The sequence below is a fragment of the Rossellomorea vietnamensis genome, from assembly GCF_008180415.1.
GTDB lineage: Bacteria > Bacillota > Bacilli > Bacillales > Bacillaceae_B > Rossellomorea > Rossellomorea vietnamensis_C.
On the sequence record NZ_VTEI01000015.1, the window covers coordinates 75,929 to 95,363 of the forward strand.

Here is a 19,435-nt window from a genome sequence, read left to right on the forward strand (position 1 = left end):
AAGCGAAAGCGCCTTGATCAGCCCCGACAGGCAAATGTTCTCAAGAGAAAAAAGGCGCTCTTTCCTTTTATTCTCTTGAGGTTATTTGACCCCGAGGGGCTAGGCGCTGCAGCTGGACGGATCAAAAGCGGAAGCGCCTTGTCCAGCCCCGACAGGCAAATGTTCTCAAGAGAAAAAAAGGCGCTCTTTCCTTTTATTCTCTTGAGGTTATTTGACCCCGAGGGGCTAGGCGCTGCAGCTGGACGGATCAAAAGCGAAAGCGCCTTGATCAGCCCCGACAGGCAAATGTTCTCAAGAGAAAAAAGGCGCTCTTTCCTTTTATTCTCTTGAGGTTATTTGACCCCGAGGGGCTAGGCGCTGCAGCTGGACGGATCAAAAGCGGAAGCGCCTTGCTAAGCCCCGACAGGCAAATGTTCTCAAGAGAAAAAAGGCGCTCTTTCCTTTTATTCTCTTGAGGTTATTTGACCCCGAGGGGCTAGGCGCTGCAGCTGGACGGATCAAAAGCGAAAGCGCCTTGCTCAGCCCCGACAGGCAAATGTTCTCAAGAGAAAAAAAGGCGCTCTTTCCTTTTATTCTCTTGAGGTTATTTGACCCCGAGGGGCTAGGCGCTGCAGCTGGACGGATCAAAAGCGGAAGCGCCTTGTCCAGCCCCGACAGGCAAATGTTCTCAAGAGAAAAAAGGCGCTCTTTCCTTTTATTCTCTTGAGGTTATTTGACCCCGAGGGGCTAGGCGCTGCAGCTGGACGGATCAAAAGCGGAAGCGCCTTGTCCAGCCCCGACAGGCAAATGTTCCAAAGAGAAAAAAGGCGGCCTTCCCTTTTATTCTCTTCGGGTTATTTAATCCCGAGGCGCTGGGCGTGGATAACATCAACATCGTTAAAAGCTCTCCACAAAGATTAATTTTATAATGTCTTAAGCAATAAAAAGTTAACGAACAGGCAGATAGTCCTCCTCCTTTCTTTTCACACTGACCATAAAAAAGATCACAAGAAACTCCCTGGGCAAAACCCGGGCATTTCAAGTGATCTCTTCATCTCCATCACGACTATTAACTTTTATAGTATAAGAATAATAGATAATGTAGAAGTTGTTAATATTCGACGAATTCTTACAGATTCCATCAAAGCGCTTTATCCCTTTATAGCGCGAAGGGACTGTCCCCGGTCGTACACTAACATGTTAACGCACTAAGTGGGACTGTCCCTTTTAGTGCGTTAATCTGCCACTCTATTGAACGGTATACCCTCCATCAAGCACGACGGCCTGCCCGGTGACTCCGCGGGCTCCTTCTCCACATAGGAAAATGGTATATTCAGAGATTTCTTTTACAGATAAGAGGCGCTTCTGCGGAACAAGCGGATAGATGACCTCTTCCAGCACTTTTTCCAGCTCCACTCCACGGGTCCTCGCCAGATCCCCAAGCTGTCCCCTTACCAGCGGTGTATCCACATATCCCGGACAGATGGCATTCACCGTCACACCGTATTGAGCCGCTTCCAAGGCTGCGACCTTCGTTAACCCGATCACTCCATGCTTTGCCGAGTTATAAGCAGCTTTCCCTGCAAACCCGATGAGACCGTTAATGGAGGACATATTGATGATGCGCCCGAATCCCTGCTTCTTCATGACCGGCAAAGCATGCTTGATCGCGACAAAAGGAGCAGTCAGCATCACCTTGATCAGAAACTCGAATTTCTCTGTAGGAAAATCTTCAATAGTAGAGACATACTGAAGCCCCGCATTATTGATTAAAATATCGAGCCTGCCGAATTTATCGACAGCCGCTTCTATTGCACCAATGATATCTTCCTCAGAAGTCACATCGCACTTCACCCCGAAGGACTCGTAACCAGCTTCTGCCAACTCTTCAGCAGATGCTTTCACTTTAGCTTCCTGCAGATCGGTCAGCACCACCTTGGCTCCCCGCTCTGCGAAATCTTTCGCAATTTCGTATCCGATTCCCTGTGCAGCTCCTGTAATCAATACCACCTTATTATTCACCATAAAGCACCAACTCCTTTGGAAGGCGGTTTCCGCTTAATTTTTTCCCAAGCTGAAACCACCTCTTTTTAAAAATTAGATTCCTACACCTAAAGAGAATAATAGAATCGCAATGGCCAGCCCGATGAGCGGGACAATGACCGTCACAGCCCCGACCGCGCCATATGCGGCTGCATGAGTTTCATTACAAATTGAGCGGATGGTTGTGACCACGTAACCATTGTGCGGAAGCGAATCCAGCGCACCGGAAGAAATGGCAACCGTACGGTGAAGAGCTTCTGGATTGACCCCCATATCCATATAATGCGGTGCAAGGATTGGAAGCGCGATAGCCTGGCCTCCGGATGCCGACCCAGTCATACCGGCAATGACACTGACCGCGATTGCTCCCCCGATCAACGGAGATCCGGGAATGCTGGTCATGACATCCACCGCCGTTTCAAAAGCAGGCACTGCCTTCGCAACACCTCCGAAGCCGACAACAGCCGCCGTATTACCAATCGCAATTAACGCTCCGACCGTACCTTCTGAAACTGCTCCCCAGAATCCTTTGAAATATTTGCGATTTAATAGATAAGCAGAAATGACTCCGCCCAGAAGTGCTATAATCAGGGCCGATTGTTTTAAAGAATCATGGAAAATATAAGCGATGACCAGCACCACCAGCAACGGCACAAGTCCCATCAGCGGGTGAGGCAATTGCCTTTCTCCATCGATAACAGGATCTTCTTCTCGCGCCTCAAATTTTTCTCCTTTTGAAACAGCTTTGTTAATCATGCGTTTCAGCCACCAATACCCGAACGCCGCCATGAACACAGCAACTATTATACTGACTTCCAAACCGGCATACGGGCTGGTGCCAAGATAGTCAATCGGAATCCAGTTCTGGATTTCCGGCGAACCTGCTGATGTCATTGTGAACGTAACCGAACCTAAGGCAAGCGCAGCCGGGATGAAACGACGGGGCAGATCAGCTTGCTTAAACAGGCTGAGCGCCATAGGATAAACTGAGAATGCCACGACGAATAAGCTGACTCCCCCATAGGTCAATACTGCACATGCAAATACAATCGCTAATACAGCAAATTTCATTCCCAATTTTTCTACCACAAAACGCGAAACACTGTCCGCAGCCCCGCTGTCTTCCATTACCTTGCCGAACACAGCGCCGAGCAGGAACATCAAATACCAGGAAGCTATGAATCCAGTGAAGCCGGACATGTAGTTGCCAACCAGATTGGCTTCTCCTTCTCCCACAAGCTGCGGAAACAGCGGCAATCCACTGAGTACACCTACGAACAGAGCAGAAATCGGCCCCACAATCAGAATATTCATCCCCCTCATGGTCAAAATAATTAATAATGCGAGTCCCCCAATTAACCCAATCATGCTTAACATGAAAGTTCCCCCTTTGTGTTGTATAACATCCATTCTTTCTGAAAAAATCAATCACAGAACGCCAATAGAAAAAATTATGATTTCACATTACTGACATCAAGCTCAGGCTCCTTGGAACTCAGGATATCTTCAACAGTGAACCCTTCAAATACTTCGACTAGCTTAAGACCGCTATCAGTCACATCGATGACCGCTCTTTCGGTGATGATGCGGTCGACAACGCCTTTTCCTGTCAGAGGCAGGCTGCAATCGCTTACAATTTTAGGCGCTCCATTTTTAGAAACATGCTCCATGATAACAATGATCTTTCTTGCCCCGTGAACCAGATCCATGGCGCCGCCCATCCCTTTTATCATCTTCCCGGGAATCATCCAATTGGCAAGATCTCCTGATCGTGAAACTTCCATTCCCCCAAGGATCGCCACATCGACATGCCCTCCGCGGATCATGGCAAAAGACTCTGCAGAATCAAAATAAGAAGCACCCGGAATCGCCGTGACCGTTTCTTTCCCTGCATTGATCAAGTCTGGCTCGACCTCGCTCTCTCTTGGATAAGGACCGATTCCAAGCAGCCCGTTCTCCGATTGAAGCACCACTTGCTTATGGTCTGAAATATAATTGGCGACAAGCGTAGGCATGCCGATTCCCAAATTGACGTAGTCACCGTTATTGATTTCCTGTTCGGCTCTTCTCGCAATCACTTCTCTTACTGCTGTCTTATCCATTATTCAGCCTCCTTACCTGCTCACCGTTCGTTTTTCGATTCTCTTTTCTTGAACGGATTCTATCATTCTTTGAACATAGATACCTGGTGTATGGACCTCATTCGGATCGACTTCTCCTATAGCAGCCAGTTCCTCCACCTCGGCAATGGTGACTCTTCCTGCCGCCGCCATCAAGGGATTGAAATTTTGCGCTGTCTTATTGTAGACGAGGTTGCCCGCAAGATCTCCCTTTGCTGCCCGGACAAGACTAAAGTCTGCTGTCAGTGCCTCTTCAAGTACATATTCCTTTCCGTTGAAGAATCTTGTTTCTTTGCCTTCCGCCACCACGGTCCCTGCACCTGCTGCAGTGAAAAATGCAGGTATACCCGCCCCGCCTGCACGAATTCGTTCCGCCAGCGTTCCTTGAGGCACTAACTCTACTTCCAATTCCCCAGACAATACCCTTCTTTCAAATTCTTTGTTCTCACCAACATAAGAGCCAATCATCTTCTTGATTTGCCTTTTTTGAAGAAGCAAACCCAGGCCCCAGTCGTCCACTCCGCAATTATTCGAAATGACTGTCAGGTCTTTTACTCCCTTTTCAACCAGTGCAAGAATCAATTTCTCCGGTATGCCGACAAGGCCAAAGCCGCCGGCCATCAAGGTCATCCCATCTTGAATGCCTTCGATGGCATCCATAGAACGGCTGTATACTGTTTTCACGGCTGCCACTCCCTTCTTGTAAAAAATAGTACTCATTGGATTTAATGCAAGAAGTGTGCCAACTTGTTCAGCCCCATGAAACCTCATGCGAGCTTGTCCTGCTGTCCAGAAATCCGGACGAACTAATGAGAAGTGGACCCTTAAAGTTTTCTAAATGTTCACATTTATAAGAACAAAATAAAGATGTCCAGAAACCTGGACACCTTTCCAGGATTCCGGACACCACTATTCAATCCCGAATTTATTAATTTTTTCATATAAACTGGACTTGCTGATTCCCAGAGCTTTCGCTGCTGAGCGTCTATCATTGTGCGATTTTAACGTTTGGACAATAACTCTTTTCTCTGTTTCCTCTAAAATTTCCTTTAGAGATTTTTCGTCAAATTTATACGAATGATCTCCTTTGATATAAGCAGGCAGAGAATCTACTGTAATCATTTCGCCTGAAGTAAAATAAGTCGAGGCTTCTATCACGTTCTCCAGTTCACGAATGTTTCCCGGCCAGCTGTAGCGGTTGAAAATCTGAAGTACTTCCGGCTCCAGCCCTTTCAAGCGCTTACCCGATTTCTCCGCCGACTTGTCCATGAACTTTTTTGACAATGAAGGGATGTCTTCCACTCTCTCCCTCAAAGAAGGAACGGTAAATGGAATCACGTTGATTCTGTAATAAAGATCCTCTCTGAACCGCTTTTCCTCCATCATTTTTTCAAGGGGACGGTTCGTTGCCGCGATAATCCTTACATCCACTTGTTCCGTTACGGTTGCTCCCACTGGTTCAACCTCGCCCTCCTGCAGGACACGCAGGAGCTTGGCCTGCATATTCAAAGGCATATCCCCTATCTCATCAAGAAATAACGTTCCTTTGTCGGCCAGCTGGAACTTTCCTTTTTTCCCGCCTTTACGCGCTCCGGTAAAGGCACCTTCCTCATATCCGAATAGTTCGGATTCAAGGAGCTGCTCAGGAATGGCCGCACAGTTTACCTTGATAAAAGGCTGCTGACTTCTTTCACTGAGCTGATGGATACTATGGGCGAACAATTCCTTTCCAGTTCCGCTTTCTCCCCTGATGAGGACAGAGATATCACTTGGCGCAACGGTCTGCACTTTTTGCTTAAGCTCCAACAGGGTCCTGCTGCCCCCGCTGATATCTGACAAGGTATACTTCGCTCCATTGTTGATATCCTGAATATAGCTTTGAATCTTGGACAGCAGATTTTTCACATGTGAACTCATCTGCTTCCATTCACTCGTATCACGGAAAAATACGGAACCGAACGCACCAACGACCCTGCCATCCACCTCGATTGGAATCCGGTTGGCGATCATGTAATTTCCTCTTATGTACTGCAGATCGGCAATTTCCTCTGTCCCTGTCCTTGCCACAATATGCATTCTTGTATTCTCTATGACCTCTGTCACATGCTTACCGACGGCCTGATCACGGTCCACTTCAAGAAATTCACAGTAATTCTGGTTGATGAACAGGATCCTGCCAATATCATCCACCACAACAAGCCACTCAAAAGCGTTTTCCAAGATCGTCTCAATCATATCTACTGATACATTTCCTAACAAGCTCTTCATAGGATGCTCCTCTTTCAAGAAAATTCCGTCTTTTTTCACCCTTATCTTAACATAAGCGGAAGCCTTGAGGAATGGCGCTTTAGCGCACCACCGTATTGAAAGGGACTGTCCCTCTTAGTGGTTTAACGCATTAACGCACCGGGGTATTTCGAACCGGTGCGTCAGAGATTACTATGATTCACTTTGCCCTGGCTGGAGCGGATACCCTTTCTTTCATCCAGGCCATAATCTCTTCAGCCGTTCTTGGCTTTGAAAAGTAATATCCTTGAATATGAGGGTTTTCGGCAATGGAGGTAATGTAATCAACCTGGTCCTCCGTTTCGATTCCTTCAATGACAACCTTCAAGTTCAGTGAATAACACAAGGTGATAATGGCCCTCAACACCGAAGAATCTCTTGTTGATACCGGCACACCATCGACAAAGGATTTATCGATTTTTATTGTGTTTATCGGTATCTGCCTAAGATAAGACAAGGAGGAAAGGCCGGTCCCGAAGTCATCCAGTGCAACAGACAGTCCCATTTCCCTGAACTTGATGACAGCGATGATGGCATTTTCGATATCGTGGATCACACTGGTTTCGGTTACTTCCAATTCCAAAAGGCTGCTCTCGATACCATATTTGGAGATATTTTCTTTCAACACGGATAATAACCTTGAAGAGGTCACATAGGGACCTGGGATGTTAATGGATACCTGTTGAGCAAAATCCCCTTCCTCTACCCAAACAGAAAGCTGTTTACACACATTTTCAATTACCCAGTCTGTCACATCAAAAATTTTCCCTTCAGCTTCTAAAATCGGTACGAACTTACCCGGGGAAATCATTCCAAGCTTCGGATGTTTCCAGCGCAGCAATGCCTCCAACCCTGATACTGTCCAGGTTTCCGAGCTGACTTTAGGCTGATAAACGAGAAATAATTCCTCATTGAGGATTGCCCTGTCAATATCCTGCACTAGCTGGCTTTCAAAGCTGTAGGTATGGATATGAGGATCATATTCTATCAATTCATGTTTGTATCGAATGGAAGGATGCTGAAGAACAGCCATGTTATTTGAAAGCATCTCTTTCACCTTTTTAGTATCATCAGAGGAAGAGATCGCACAGACCATTTCAATCAAAATATGATGATTATCCACCAGCACGGGCTTTTTCAGGATAGCTAGCAAGTGCTCCATTGACTTTTTCATGGCTTCATAGCTGTACATCTCCGGAGGAAAAATGGCAAACCGGTTTCCTTCGATTCGATACCTCTTTGAATCAGCAGGCAGGATAAAGAGGATCTCTTCTTTAATCGCTTCAATAATTTTATCTCCAAAATCATATCCCTTACCGTTCGTCCACTTTTCAAGGTTATGGATATGAAGGATGGCCAAACCAGCGACAGACCCATGAAGGGCATGGTCTTTTTCAAACTGCCTTTGGTTGGGAAACAGAGTCAGTGAATCGTAATAATTCAACCTGTAATCTACATAGCGGTCCAGCAAGCTGGTCAGCCCCGTCAGAATCATCAGAACGGAAATGCCGATCGTAACAGACAGGATAAGCATCGACATGTCCATATGCACATGATGGACATTCTCTTCCACAGGCACTGTAGAATAGAACACCACCGCCCACATACCCGTATAGTGCATGCTCGTAATGGCAAGTCCCATCAGGATGGATGTCATCACTTTGATTAAAAGCTTCGCCATATACTTCTGTAAGGTTGAAAAAATATAGAGTGCTACATATGAAACCACCACTGCAATTACAATAGATGCTAAAAAGATCCATGGCCTGTATACATATTGGGCCTCCATTTTCATCGCCGCCATGCCGACGTAATGCATAGCGGCTATGCCGCAGCCCATAATGATACCGGCCGCCAGATAGGACCAATGGGTAGTATTTCTTCTATTGGCAAAATAAAAAGCCAGATAAGAAGCAAATACAGCAGGCATCACAGACAAGATCGTCATCGGAATATCAAATTGCATGGAAACAGGGAGACTGAACGCACTCATCCCAACAAAATGCATGGACCAGATACCGAGCCCCATTGCGATTGAAGCTAAAACAAGCCAAAAGTTCCGCGGGAAAAAGCTTGTCTGCTGCATCTTTTGATTCAAGGATAGTGCCGTAAAAGAAGCACAGCATGCGATGACTACGGAAAGAACGACAATCAATAGAGAATATTCTCCATGAAGTAAATAGATCGGTTCAGTGTCCGGCAAGAAGAACATATTTTCATACCTACTTTTATTATGAATTTAATCTACTTCATTACTATCGGCATGATTTTCTAAAATTGTATAGCTGCCTTCTATTTCCATCGCCCGGCTGAATAGCGGGTACTCTTTGGCAAGTTTTCAGGAATTTTCGTCCGCCCAGACCACTTCAGCCTGGCAGCAGATCGGGTCAGCCTTTTTTGACATTCATTAAAAAGTTTGTTGCTATTGAATTTACATTCCGAAAATCTAATGTGGAATGATATGTGCATGAAGCATTAAGTTAAGTTTCCTTCATACACGAGTGGCGAGAAATAGGGGAGGTATGTACGAAGTCAGGCTCCCTATAGCTGTAATTCACCGGAAATAACCCTTTAACCAAGAAAGAAATCCATTAGTATCCTAAGGAAAACCCGGATCTTAAAATTTTTCCGAAGGCAACAATCTAAACGTTTTCATCCCTTAGAAAAGAACCCAACAAAAAAAGGATGGTTACCTTGCATCCATCCTCTCAAACTATTTATAAATCAACCAGCCGGTAATTTCATTTTATCTTTGAAGGTCGTGAGATAACCACGGACCGTTTCAAGCGTTTTATTCTGCTGGTCAGAAGGTGCTTGGAAGACCGGTTCATCACTTGAAGATCCGCTCCGCCCTTCCCCCTCACCTTTTTCGCTGTCATCGCTTTCCATGAGCGCCTGAGAATAGGCCCGCCCGCCTTCCATAATCTTTCGGATGGAAGAAACAAACTCCTCGCTGGAACTGTCCTTAGGGAGGTATCCTTTTATGTCCATTTTGACAATTCTCTCAAAGTAGCCCGGTTTGGCAAAGGTCGTCAGAATCATGAGTTTGCAGCCCGATGCATGTAACTTTTCTGCAGTGTCATTCTCTGAATGAGAATCCATGTCCATTATACAGATATCCGGCTGATGGTCCTTTACAAGCGCCAGTACCTCTTCCAGGCTGCCCGACTGTCCGACAACTTCCATATCCTCTTCAAGGCTGAGCAGGGACCCGATTATTCCCAGTAAAAATTCTTGATCCTCTGCAATCACTATTCGAATCATGTGTTTCCTCTCCTCAATGGTCCAGCTATACAAAGGCTCTCCTCTATTTTACGAAGGAGAGCCAGGCGAAAATGGGTGAGATTAAAGTTCAGGCTTTGCTTCAGTTGAAACGCGGCGGTTATTGGCAATCGACTTGATGCCTTTTTTGAAGCTTACAAAGTTCTTGCTGTCCTCATCCCACAAACGGAAACGGAGGGACTGCAAACTTGTCGCAAGCGTAATGGTCGGTACATGCTGCAGTGCTGCCGTATTGTAGTGAGCCTCTTCAAGTCTGTAGTTCGGGACCCGCGGACTTAAATGGTGAACGTGATGGAACCCGATGTTACCTGTCAGGAATTGCAGGACTTTAGGAAGCTTGTAAAATGAACTTCCTTCCACAGCTGCAAGAACGTACTCCCATTCACTGTTTTCTTCAAAGTAAGAATCTTCAAAGGTATGCTGAACATAAAACAGCCAGATTCCGATCGAACCGGAAATCATGAAGATTGATCCTTGCACAAGAAGGAACGACTGCCAGCCAAGAACTGTACCCAGAATTGCTATCAAAGCGACAATCATCACATTGACAAGATACGTATTATAACGCTCTTTCTTACGAGCATTCTTTCGGTTGAATCTATTTTTCAAAAGAAATACATAGATCGGGCCCAGCCCGAACATGACGATTGGATTACGGTAAAAACGATAAGCAAGACGCAGTCTGAGCGGTGCTTCTGCATATTCCTTCACGGTAAGAGTCCAGATGTCTCCTGTCCCTCGTTTATCCAGGTTTCCACTTGTCGCATGGTGGATATTATGCTCATGTCCCCATTGATCAAAAGGAAACAATGTCAGCACACCAACAAATGTTCCGACAATGCGGTTGACACGGCGGCTTTTGAAAAAGTTATAATGCGTGCAGTCATGGAAGATAATGAAACTTCTGGTCAAAAATCCTGCCGCAAACACCATGGGAACCAGCGCAAGCCAGTAAGATACAGATAGACTCTGGTAAGCCAGGAACCACAATAAGAAGAATGGTCCTAATGTATTGATGATCTGCCAAACACTTTCCTTTGTTGTTGCTTTTTCATAGGGAGCTATTTCTTTTTTCAAAGTTTTGAGGTTTGTCATTTAGTAGAATCCCCTTCGTTTTTCGAGTTAACCATAGTATACCGGGGAAGCCGTTTTCTCATAAGTAGTAGGTGTCATATGCAGGGTATGACAAGTGTCATATAAGCCGTCTTTAGCCTTGATACGAAAGGGTTTATGACTATAAAAAAATGTTGTTTTTTTTATAATTTCCTGTTTTTGCGCTAGAAAAGGGACAATCCATCTTCGGGGGTGGGCTTTGCGAGGTGCAAAGCGGGAAGTCACAAACTCAATCAAAAGGGGAGAGGGGCGGTTTATCTCACCACCCTTTTTCACTAATATCGTAAGTTTACGGTGATCATTAGACGCTTTTTTAAAATAAGGGAAAAAAATTCTCTTATTTAGAAAATAACACATTAAATAGCTTAAATAGCGGAACAGAATTCCGCTATTCCCTTAAAAACCATGAAGATAGCTCATTTTTCTTAGCATAAGGGAAGAATTTTCCCTTATTCATAGAGAATCGGGTTTCATTTTGCATTTAAGGGAAAAATCTTCCTTTATTTTAGATGTCATTTTGGTTGGGTGCGCAATGAAGGATTAAATTCCTTACTTTTTCATATCTCAGGACTCACGAACTCCCTATGGGAAATAACTCACTTTGAAATTCAACAAAATGAAACCAGCAAAAACGCACTGGGAATTCACAGTGCGCTGATTTGAAATTGAGATCTCTAAACCCAGGTTTCCCCTAAATCATCAAGTTCCGCAAAACGTCTGGTAAGGCTCCTCGGGATTCTCAGGCAGCTTTGCATATTCTGCTTGGTCTGCAGAATGTGCATAAGGTTCAAGCAATGCATCCAGCAGACGCTCCATGACACTGTAATCCCCTTTTTCCACCGCAGCTTCCAACGCTTCCTCGACACGGAAGTTCCGTGGAATGACAGCTGGGTTGCTGTTTTTCATCAGCTCATGGATTTGTTCTGGTGACTCATCCTGCCTGCTCTGTCTTTCTTTCCAAATCGCATACCAGCGGTCAAATTCGGGCTTTCCGAAAAGCTCCGTTTCCTCAGGCTTATCGAATGTCAGCGCGGCAAATGTATTGGTGTAGTCCGCTCCATGCTCATGCATCTTGCTCAGAAGGATATCAATCAGTTCCTTATCTTGTTTTTCTGCATTGAACAGGCCGAGCTTAGCCCTCATGCCCGCAAGCCATTCTGCGTGGAACAGCTCTGGAAATTCTGAGACTGCCGCTTGAGCGAGTTCTAGCGATTTCTCCTGCTCTTCATGAATCAATGGCAGCAGAGATTCAGCAAAGCGGGACAGATTCCACCCGGTGATCGGAGGCTGATTTCCATACGCATAACGGCCCTGCCTGTCAATCGAACTGAAAACAGTAGAGGGATCAAACGCATCCATGAACGCACACGGACCATAATCAATCGTCTCGCCACTGATTGTGACGTTATCCGTATTCATGACTCCATGGATAAAACCGACCATCTGCCACTGAGCAGCTAATTTTGCCTGGCGCTTGATAACAGCTTTCAACAAAGAAAGATAGGGATTTTCATCCTCTTCTACCTCAGGGTAATGCCGTTCGATCGCATAGTCAGCAAGAGCTTTCAGTTCTGCCGGTTCGGCAAAATTTGCCGCGTATTGGAAGGTGCCCACTCGAAGATGGCTCTCAGCGACACGCGTTAGGACCGCTCCAGGAAGGTCGGTTTCCCTGATGATTCCCTCTCCTGTCGTCACCACTGCCAAACTGCGGGTGGTCGGGATACCAAGGGCATCCATCGCTTCACTCATGATATATTCCCTCAGCATCGGTCCAAGGGCTGCCCGGCCATCACCGCCGCGGGAATATGGAGTTCTTCCTGCACCCTTCAGCTGGATGTCAAACCGCTCCCCTTTAGGATTCAATTGTTCCCCCAGCAACACGGCCCTTCCATCACCCAGCATGTTAAAGTGGCCGAACTGATGGCCCGCATAGGCCTGTGCCAAAGGCTCCGAGCCTTCCGGGAGCTCGTTTCCGGCAAACACAGCCGCCTCGTCTTTCAATGCTTCAACATCCAACCCTAATTCTTCCGCCACCTCAATATTCAAGACGACCAACTCTGGATGGGATACAGCTTCAGGCTTCTGCATTTTATAAAAAGCTTCCGGCAGACGGGCATAACTATTATCCATGTTCCAGCCTGCCTTCACTGGTTTATTACTGTTTGTCATACAATCTTCCTTTATAATTTGACATGGTATCGTACTCATAAGACCTGGTTCCATCTTAACACAATTGGCTTTATTTTCTGTCCCGGCTGATTTATTATGCATTCCCTCACTTTAGCAATCTAAAGTGCAGTCCCCCGCACACTTTACTATAATTTGGAACTTCAAATCCTGATTGAGCTGGATTTCCCTTTAATAAACCGGGTATATAGGTACTAAATCGAATGAAGGAGGAATAAGGATGGAGCATTTAAAAGCATTAGCCATTAAGTTTGTCATGGTCGCAGTTGTGTTAGGAATTATTCTTACCGGAATTTATGGTGTACCTGTATCAGACATGCTCATCGTCAGTGTCGTCTTGACATTGGGTGCATATGTACTGGGCGATTTATTGGTTTTCAAAAGTTTGAACGGAGAACAAAAGAAACGAAATGTGATAGCTACCATGGCAGATGCAGGTCTTGCTTTCGTACTGCTTTGGTTCCTGGGTACAGCCATGTTCCCTGACCATAACGTCATTATGGCTTCACTCATCTCAGCGATTGTGATTGCAGCAGGTGAATGGTTCTTCCATAAATACTTGGATAACTCCGTTTTTACTGACAACAGAAGCTACCATTCAGACCCGATTCATCACTAATAAAAGATTTTAATAAGAAGATAAAAAAACACACTGGATTTTTTACCCCTTCCAGTGTGTTTTTTTGTGAAAGGCTGTTTTCGCATAGGTTGTGGCTGTTTGATACGAAATGGATTTCCGCTCCAGGCGAAGATCCTCCTACGTAAAGGAGGGATGAAGGTAAAAGCGCATTCTAAATCAGCAATTATTTAGAATGCGTAAGATAATGCTATTAATTTCTGGCAAGCCAAAAGAAATGAGCAGTTCACCCGTTTAGAGAGAAAAATCAAGGTATCCATTAATATAAAATAACAACAAGGTTTACGAAAACAGCCTTGCAAAAATTCTCCCCTTAAGTCCTACAGCCGCTCTAAGCTCCTTCTCTATTGAGTGAATTAGTAAAAACCCCTGGGAATTTTATGTTAAACTCAAGATTACGTGGCTAAAAAAACTGCCGTTCAAAGTTAAATTTTTTAGAAAGAAGGAGATTGTTTGAAGCAAACATTCAAGCCTGCTGGAAAGGTATTACAGGGGTTCCTTTGGGCTGATATCGGTTTAACCGTACTGTTAATGATTAACGTACTCATTCTAGGTTTTTTTGAGGCGGGAGACGCATTTATGAATTACGATTTAATTGTATCTCTTGTTCTGTCCCTTATTGTGATGATCTATACGATCATTTATCTTGTTTGGCTTTACAGAGTACATAATTATCTGCAGTACTTGGATTCGTCCTACCCTATAACACCGGGCGGCGCCTTGGCTCGCGTGATGATTCCGCTTTACAACCTGTATGGAATCTGGAATGTCTATTCCACAATGGCGAACCACTTTAAAAAGAAGCCGTCCATAAGAGAAATTGGTATGCGCCTGGCAAGATTCGTCCCCGTATACTACCTTCTATTTCTAACTACTGCGATTTTAAATTCATATTTATCAAGGCAGCCAGTAGAAGAATTTTATAATTCATTATGGTTCATATCTTACACAGCAGACATTGCATTAGTGATTATGTATATCAAGATTATTAAAATTGTCTCGGCTTAATAAGATTTTCTGCTGAAGAAAAGAATGATTCCGGCAGTAACGCTGATTTTTCATAAAGTGTGCGAAATTATAAAGCCCGCTGCTCACTAAAGGCAGCGGGCTTTAAACACTATTGAATATGGCCGTTATTCTCCTTCACAATCGCTTCCGCTTGGGCGTACTGTCTTTCTTCCACCTGAAACTCCACGACATGCGGGTTATGATGATCCTCATCATAGGCATTGCTTCTGCTGAACGTATCACGGATCAAATCCCATAGATTTGTATTGCTCTCCGGCACCATTTCGACCCTGACATCTCTAACACTCAGAGCTTGCAGGCTCACCTTGACATCTTCTGCTTCATTTTCATTTCTAAAATAAGCTTGTACACTTTTCATGATATATCTCCCTTCTTTTATCAAAGAATTTAAGAAAACTCATCTATTAGATATTTACCTTTTTAAAAGAATCCCAAACAAATAGACTGGCTCAGCGCACATGACCATTATGTTCCTTCACGATTGCCTCCGCCTTTTCATGCTCTTCTTCTGCGACATGGAAGTTCAAGACATGCGGATCAAGCTTTTCTCCGCTGAAAAGGCCGGCTGCTACGCCACTTATGCTCCTGCCGCCCGGTACTTTCTCAAGCATCCCGTCTTCCACATTGACCGATTTCAATTTATTTCTGGCATCCCGTGCTTCTATTTCACTTCCAAAATAGGCCTGCATCTTCCGCAGCCTGCTCCACTCCTCTCTGAATTGACGCTTACCTTTACATTCCTCTTTTTAAAAGGCTGTATTCGCATAAATTGTAGCTTTTGGAAAAATCCCAAGTGCCGGATTTTTCCCCGGATACTGAAGGTGTTCTCAAATCTGAGAGAGCAGCTCTTTTCTTTTCCTGTATACGAGGTTATTCCGGTGAATTATGGTTATTTTTTTCGGAAGTAGTCTGAAATAGCAACAAAGTTTACGAAAAACTCCCATGGCGGCACCACCGCCACCATCTATCATAAAAAAGGCTACTATAACCATCCTCATAGTATAAGTAAGATTCAAAGTGGATAAGCTAGTAGTTTTGCCAAGCCTAATTTTGCCTTTTTTCATACAAAGAGCCTTTTAAAAGAATTGAAACCGCTGTCTATTATTCATTAAAAATACTTTATCTTTTTAAGCTTTCCCTATATAATGGGAAGGAAAATCGAATAGTACGTTAACCACAAGGGGAGCGGTAAGCTGAGAGTGAACAATGATTGTTGATTGTTCTGACCCTTTGAACCTGTTAGTTAATGCTAGCGCAGGGATGTGGATTGGACAGACAAACACGTCTGTCATCCTTCATGTTCTCCCTTATGGTTGTCGTATCACAACTTGGATAAAGGGGGATTTTTTTTATGTCAAAAATGAGATTGACGCCAATGATTGAAGCAGCGGTATTCGCTGCACTTGCGGTGATATTGGATTTGCTGCCTTCCATCAGGCTGTCACCGGCCATTTCCATTTCGTTTGCCATGGTGCCGGTATTTATCGTAGCGTTCAGGTGGGGACTTCGAGCTGGATTGATTTCCGGATTTCTGTGGGGTCTTTTGCAAGTGGTACTCGGGGACATCTACTTCCTGACGCCTCTTCAATTTGCCATCGAGTATTTCGTGGCGTTTACTTTTGTCGGCTTTGCCGGACTGCTTTACCGTCCGATCCAGACAAGTTTAAAAAATGGAAACCGAAAACAATTGCTGATGTGGGCTATTATCGGGGTCATCGCCGGCAGCCTGGCCCGTTACTTCTGGCATTTTGTCGCCGGGTTCATTTTCTGGGGTGAATACGCTCCAGAAGGACAATCCGCCGTTATGTACTCGCTGATTGCAAACGGAACTACGGTGCTTGGCGCCATAGCCTTCTGTTCAATCGTCATCGCGTTATTGGCCGGAAGCCTGCCGCGTCTTTTAAAAACAAATCAACCTGCTTGGAATGCAGATCGAAAAGCATCATGATTTCTGGGACGAATCTTCTGTTGGAAAACAGGAGGCTCGTCCTTTTTTCTTGGTTGGAAGCACTCGGCTCTCTCCCTTAGAGACTTCTTTAAAAATCTTCTCCATTAAACTCCCAAAGACCCAGCCGGCCTTTTGCGGGTATGAATTCATTCAACACCCTCATGCCTGTAACTTTCCACACATAATTGCCGGCCCTGTAATCCCCCAGCCATAACTCCTGACCGGAAACGATCCGGCCATCTTCTAAAACCGCCTGTTCATTGTCGCTTTCAATTACTTTGACACAGTCCTGCAGAGTGCAGACACCAATCATTTTCCCCGTTGGAAGGGTCTTGCTTGTTAAACCATTTCTGGCCAGCAGTTCTTGAATAACTGGCTGTTCACAAGCGGATTTATCGATTTTCTGGCTTGCATGGATTACAAAGCGTCCCCGGTAATTCGTTCGCCATGTCCTTGTTTCGTTTTTGGCTTCACCGAGGACAAACAAACTGGCCCACGGCTGAGTCATCGACAGAACCTTCATTCCACGACCTCCATTTGGTATTTATTTTAAATGGTTTCTGAGCTGGAAAGCTTTTGCAGCATAGGGGTAAGGTTAGTATTGTAATACCCGGTCTTTCCCTTTGGGGATATCTTTCAACCTTGGCTGGCGGTTTTATGCCCCCGAGTTAGCTCCTTGGGGTCATCTTCCGGCTTTCTCCAACGGTTTCATGTACCCGAGCTAGCTTCTGGGTACCTCATTCAAATTAACATCACACATTTATGTTCAAAAAGCATTCATTTCGGAGACATGATCCGCAGAGAAAAAATTCAGGTTACCCTCAAGCCGGCTGCTTGGAAACATTTTATGGGCAGATCACTCGGTTTGAAGTCTTCAAGCTAACCATTCGGGCGCCTCTTTCTTCTATGGTGATGATTTTTAAAATATCCGGGACAGCTGCCTATGTATTTGCATAGGATATTGCAAACGTCATACAAGAAGGAGACTGAGAGATGAATTCACCATATCACTATTACAGACCGGTCCACGGGGGCGGAGGACATGCGAGCTGGGGACATGGCAGCGGTCATGCAACCTGGCATCACGGAGGAGGATACAATCCAGGCTGGGGCTATAATCCCGGATTTGGAGCAGGAGCGCTTACCGGCCTTGCCGTTGGAGCGGCTGTTTCGCCTGGCCCGTATCCTTATCCTGTCCCAGCTCCGTACCCCTATCCATATCCATATCAAACACCGTACTATCCGCAAGGCTACTGACAAAAGCTTTTAATGCTTTACCCCACTAAGAGGGACAGTCCCTGGCAGCGCGTTAACGTTACGCAGCTAAAAGGGACTGTCCCTTACAATTCTTTAAAGTGCTGAAGCACACCCTCAGTTATTTGTTCAGCTGCCAGATGCTGTAGTCAGCCTGCAGGACTAATGGTATCATCATGGGTCAGGCAGCTTTATCCTTCTAGTAGTATCGATAGGTTGTCAGGGTAATGGCAGCCAAAAGGAGACCGATTTCGGCAAAAGCCTACCTCGTAAGCCCCGCTGAAGAAGAGGAAAGACCACAGGAAATTCACCCAGCCCAACTTCATAAAGAATACTTTCTGAGCGGGTTGGCGTCTTCTTCATGGAGACCCTGTAATTCGCTGTTCCCATCAAGGTGTAACTCGTGTATCCATCTTCCCTCTCTAGGTACACATCTCACCTAAAAACCGCTCACTCTTGTATCCACCTTCTCCATCTGGATACACATCTCTGCCAAATACCTCTCACTCTTGTATCCATCTTCTCCATCTGGATACACATCTCTGCCAAATACCTCTCACTCTTGTATCCACCTTCTCCATCTGGATACACATCTCTGCCAAATACCTCTCACTCTTGTATCCACCTTTTCCACCTGGATACACATCTCACCTAAAAACCGCTCACTCTTGTATCCACCTTCTCCCTCCAGGTACACATCTCCCTAAAAACCGCTCACTYATGTATCCACCTTTTCCACCTGGATACACATCTCACCTAAAAACCGCTCACTCTTGTATCCACCTTCTCCATCTGGATACACATCTCTGCCAAATACCTCTCATCTCACCTAAAAACCGCTCACTCTTGTATCCACCTTCTCCATCTGGATACACATCTCTGCCAAAACCAGCTCACTCTTGTATCCACCTTTTCCATCTGGATACACATCTCACCTAAAAACCGCTCACTCTTGTATCCACCTTCTCCACCTAGATACACATCTCTGCCAAAAAACGCTCACTCTTGTATCCACCTTCTCCCTCCAGGTACACATCTCACCTAAAAACCGCTCACTCTTGTATCCACCTTCTCCACCTGGATACACATCTCACCTAAAAACCGCTCACTCATGTACCCACCTTCTCCATCTGGATACACATCTCTGCCAAATACCGCTCACTCATGTACCCACCTTCTCCATCTGGATACACATCTCTGCCAAAAACCGCTCACTCTTGTATCCACCTTTTCCACCTGGATACACATCTCACCTAAAAACCGCTCACTCTTGTATCCACCTTCTCCCTCCAGGTACACATCTCACCTAAAAACCGCTCACTTATGTATCCACCTTTTCCACCTGGATACACATCTCACCTAAAAACCGCTCACTCTTGTATCCACCTTCTCCCTCCAGATACACATCTCACCTAAAAACCGCTCACTTATGTATCCACCTTTTCCACCTGGATACACATCTCACCTAAAAACCGCTCACTCTTGTATCCACCTTCTCCATCTGGATACACATCTCTGCCAAAACCAGCTCACTCTTGTATCCACCTTTTCCATCTG

The 19,435-nt window shown here is 45.3% G+C and carries 18 protein-coding genes and 1 riboswitch; of the genes, 6 read left to right on the plus strand and 12 right to left on the minus strand.

The features are described from left to right. The first annotated feature begins 75 nt into the window (after positions 1–75). Entirely contained in the window at positions 76–330 is a 255-nt protein-coding gene (locus FZC78_RS23905) for a hypothetical protein (RefSeq protein WP_215727414.1), read from the plus strand. A gap of 121 nt (positions 331–451) precedes the next feature. Then, the gene (locus FZC78_RS19795) at positions 452–706 is read left to right on the plus strand and encodes a hypothetical protein (protein WP_148941811.1); all 255 of its coding nucleotides are present in this window, start codon (positions 452–454) and stop codon (positions 704–706) included. Between the two features lie 521 nt (positions 707–1,227). Here FZC78_RS19795 and FZC78_RS19805 read toward each other — a convergent pair. From FZC78_RS19805 to FZC78_RS19845, 9 genes are all read right to left on the minus strand, one after another. After that, complete coding sequence (locus tag FZC78_RS19805) at positions 1,228–2,004, minus strand: 3-hydroxybutyrate dehydrogenase (protein WP_148941813.1); 777 nt, start codon at positions 2,002–2,004, stop codon at positions 1,228–1,230. A gap of 72 nt (positions 2,005–2,076) precedes the next feature. Next, a complete protein-coding gene (locus FZC78_RS19810) occupies positions 2,077–3,399 on the minus strand; it encodes a GntP family permease (protein ID WP_148941814.1) in 1,323 nt (440 codons plus the stop codon). Positions 3,400–3,473: 74 nt separating this feature from the next. Next, positions 3,474–4,124: a 3-oxoacid CoA-transferase subunit B gene (locus FZC78_RS19815; protein WP_148941816.1), complete on the minus strand. Its 651-nt coding sequence runs from the start codon at positions 4,122–4,124 to the stop codon at positions 3,474–3,476. A 12-nt stretch (positions 4,125–4,136) separates the two neighbouring features. Continuing rightward, entirely contained in the window at positions 4,137–4,802 is a 666-nt protein-coding gene (locus FZC78_RS19820) for a CoA transferase subunit A (protein WP_435874187.1), read from the minus strand. A gap of 249 nt (positions 4,803–5,051) precedes the next feature. Next, positions 5,052–6,410 (minus strand): sigma-54 interaction domain-containing protein, encoded by a 1,359-nt coding sequence (locus FZC78_RS19825; RefSeq protein WP_148941818.1) that lies wholly within the window; start codon positions 6,408–6,410, stop codon positions 5,052–5,054. Between the two features lie 178 nt (positions 6,411–6,588). Then, positions 6,589–8,640 (minus strand): bifunctional diguanylate cyclase/phosphodiesterase, encoded by a 2,052-nt coding sequence (locus tag FZC78_RS19830; RefSeq protein ID WP_148941820.1) that lies wholly within the window; start codon positions 8,638–8,640, stop codon positions 6,589–6,591. 512 nt (positions 8,641–9,152) lie between these two features. Further along, positions 9,153–9,692 (minus strand): response regulator, encoded by a 540-nt coding sequence (locus FZC78_RS19835; protein ID WP_148941821.1) that lies wholly within the window; start codon positions 9,690–9,692, stop codon positions 9,153–9,155. Between the two features lie 81 nt (positions 9,693–9,773). Beyond that, positions 9,774–10,805 carry a fatty acid desaturase gene (locus tag FZC78_RS19840; protein WP_148941823.1) on the minus strand — a complete coding sequence of 344 codons (1,032 nt, stop codon included), beginning with the start codon at positions 10,803–10,805 and terminating at the stop codon, positions 9,774–9,776. 717 nt (positions 10,806–11,522) lie between these two features. Next, entirely contained in the window at positions 11,523–12,992 is a 1,470-nt protein-coding gene (locus FZC78_RS19845) for a protein adenylyltransferase SelO (protein ID WP_148941824.1), read from the minus strand. Between the two features lie 238 nt (positions 12,993–13,230). On the opposite strand from FZC78_RS19845, the gene FZC78_RS19850 reads away from it, so the two are divergent. Further along, positions 13,231–13,629 carry a YndM family protein gene (locus tag FZC78_RS19850; RefSeq protein WP_148941826.1) on the plus strand — a complete coding sequence of 133 codons (399 nt, stop codon included), beginning with the start codon at positions 13,231–13,233 and terminating at the stop codon, positions 13,627–13,629. A gap of 471 nt (positions 13,630–14,100) precedes the next feature. After that, positions 14,101–14,655 carry a hypothetical protein gene (locus FZC78_RS19855; protein ID WP_148941828.1) on the plus strand — a complete coding sequence of 185 codons (555 nt, stop codon included), beginning with the start codon at positions 14,101–14,103 and terminating at the stop codon, positions 14,653–14,655. A gap of 109 nt (positions 14,656–14,764) precedes the next feature. On the opposite strand, the gene FZC78_RS19860 is transcribed toward FZC78_RS19855, so the two are convergent. Continuing rightward, entirely contained in the window at positions 14,765–15,034 is a 270-nt protein-coding gene (locus FZC78_RS19860; protein WP_148941829.1) for a hypothetical protein, read from the minus strand. A gap of 91 nt (positions 15,035–15,125) precedes the next feature. After that, positions 15,126–15,365, minus strand: a complete 240-nt coding sequence (locus tag FZC78_RS19865; protein WP_148941831.1) for a hypothetical protein — start codon at positions 15,363–15,365, stop codon at positions 15,126–15,128. A 480-nt stretch (positions 15,366–15,845) separates the two neighbouring features. Beyond that, a riboswitch (TPP riboswitch) is annotated at positions 15,846–15,954 on the plus strand. 73 nt (positions 15,955–16,027) lie between these two features. On the opposite strand from FZC78_RS19865, the gene thiT reads away from it, so the two are divergent. After that, on the plus strand, positions 16,028–16,624 hold the full coding sequence (gene thiT / locus FZC78_RS19870) for an energy-coupled thiamine transporter ThiT (RefSeq protein ID WP_148941833.1): 597 nt from the start codon (positions 16,028–16,030) through the stop codon (positions 16,622–16,624). Between the two features lie 88 nt (positions 16,625–16,712). On the opposite strand, the gene FZC78_RS19875 is transcribed toward thiT, so the two are convergent. Further along, complete coding sequence (locus FZC78_RS19875) at positions 16,713–17,147, minus strand: ASCH domain-containing protein (RefSeq protein ID WP_148941835.1); 435 nt, start codon at positions 17,145–17,147, stop codon at positions 16,713–16,715. Positions 17,148–17,617: 470 nt separating this feature from the next. Between FZC78_RS19875 and FZC78_RS19880 the strand changes: the two genes are divergently transcribed. Beyond that, positions 17,618–17,881 carry a hypothetical protein gene (locus tag FZC78_RS19880; RefSeq protein WP_148941837.1) on the plus strand — a complete coding sequence of 88 codons (264 nt, stop codon included), beginning with the start codon at positions 17,618–17,620 and terminating at the stop codon, positions 17,879–17,881. The last annotated feature ends 1,554 nt before the right edge of the window (positions 17,882–19,435 follow it).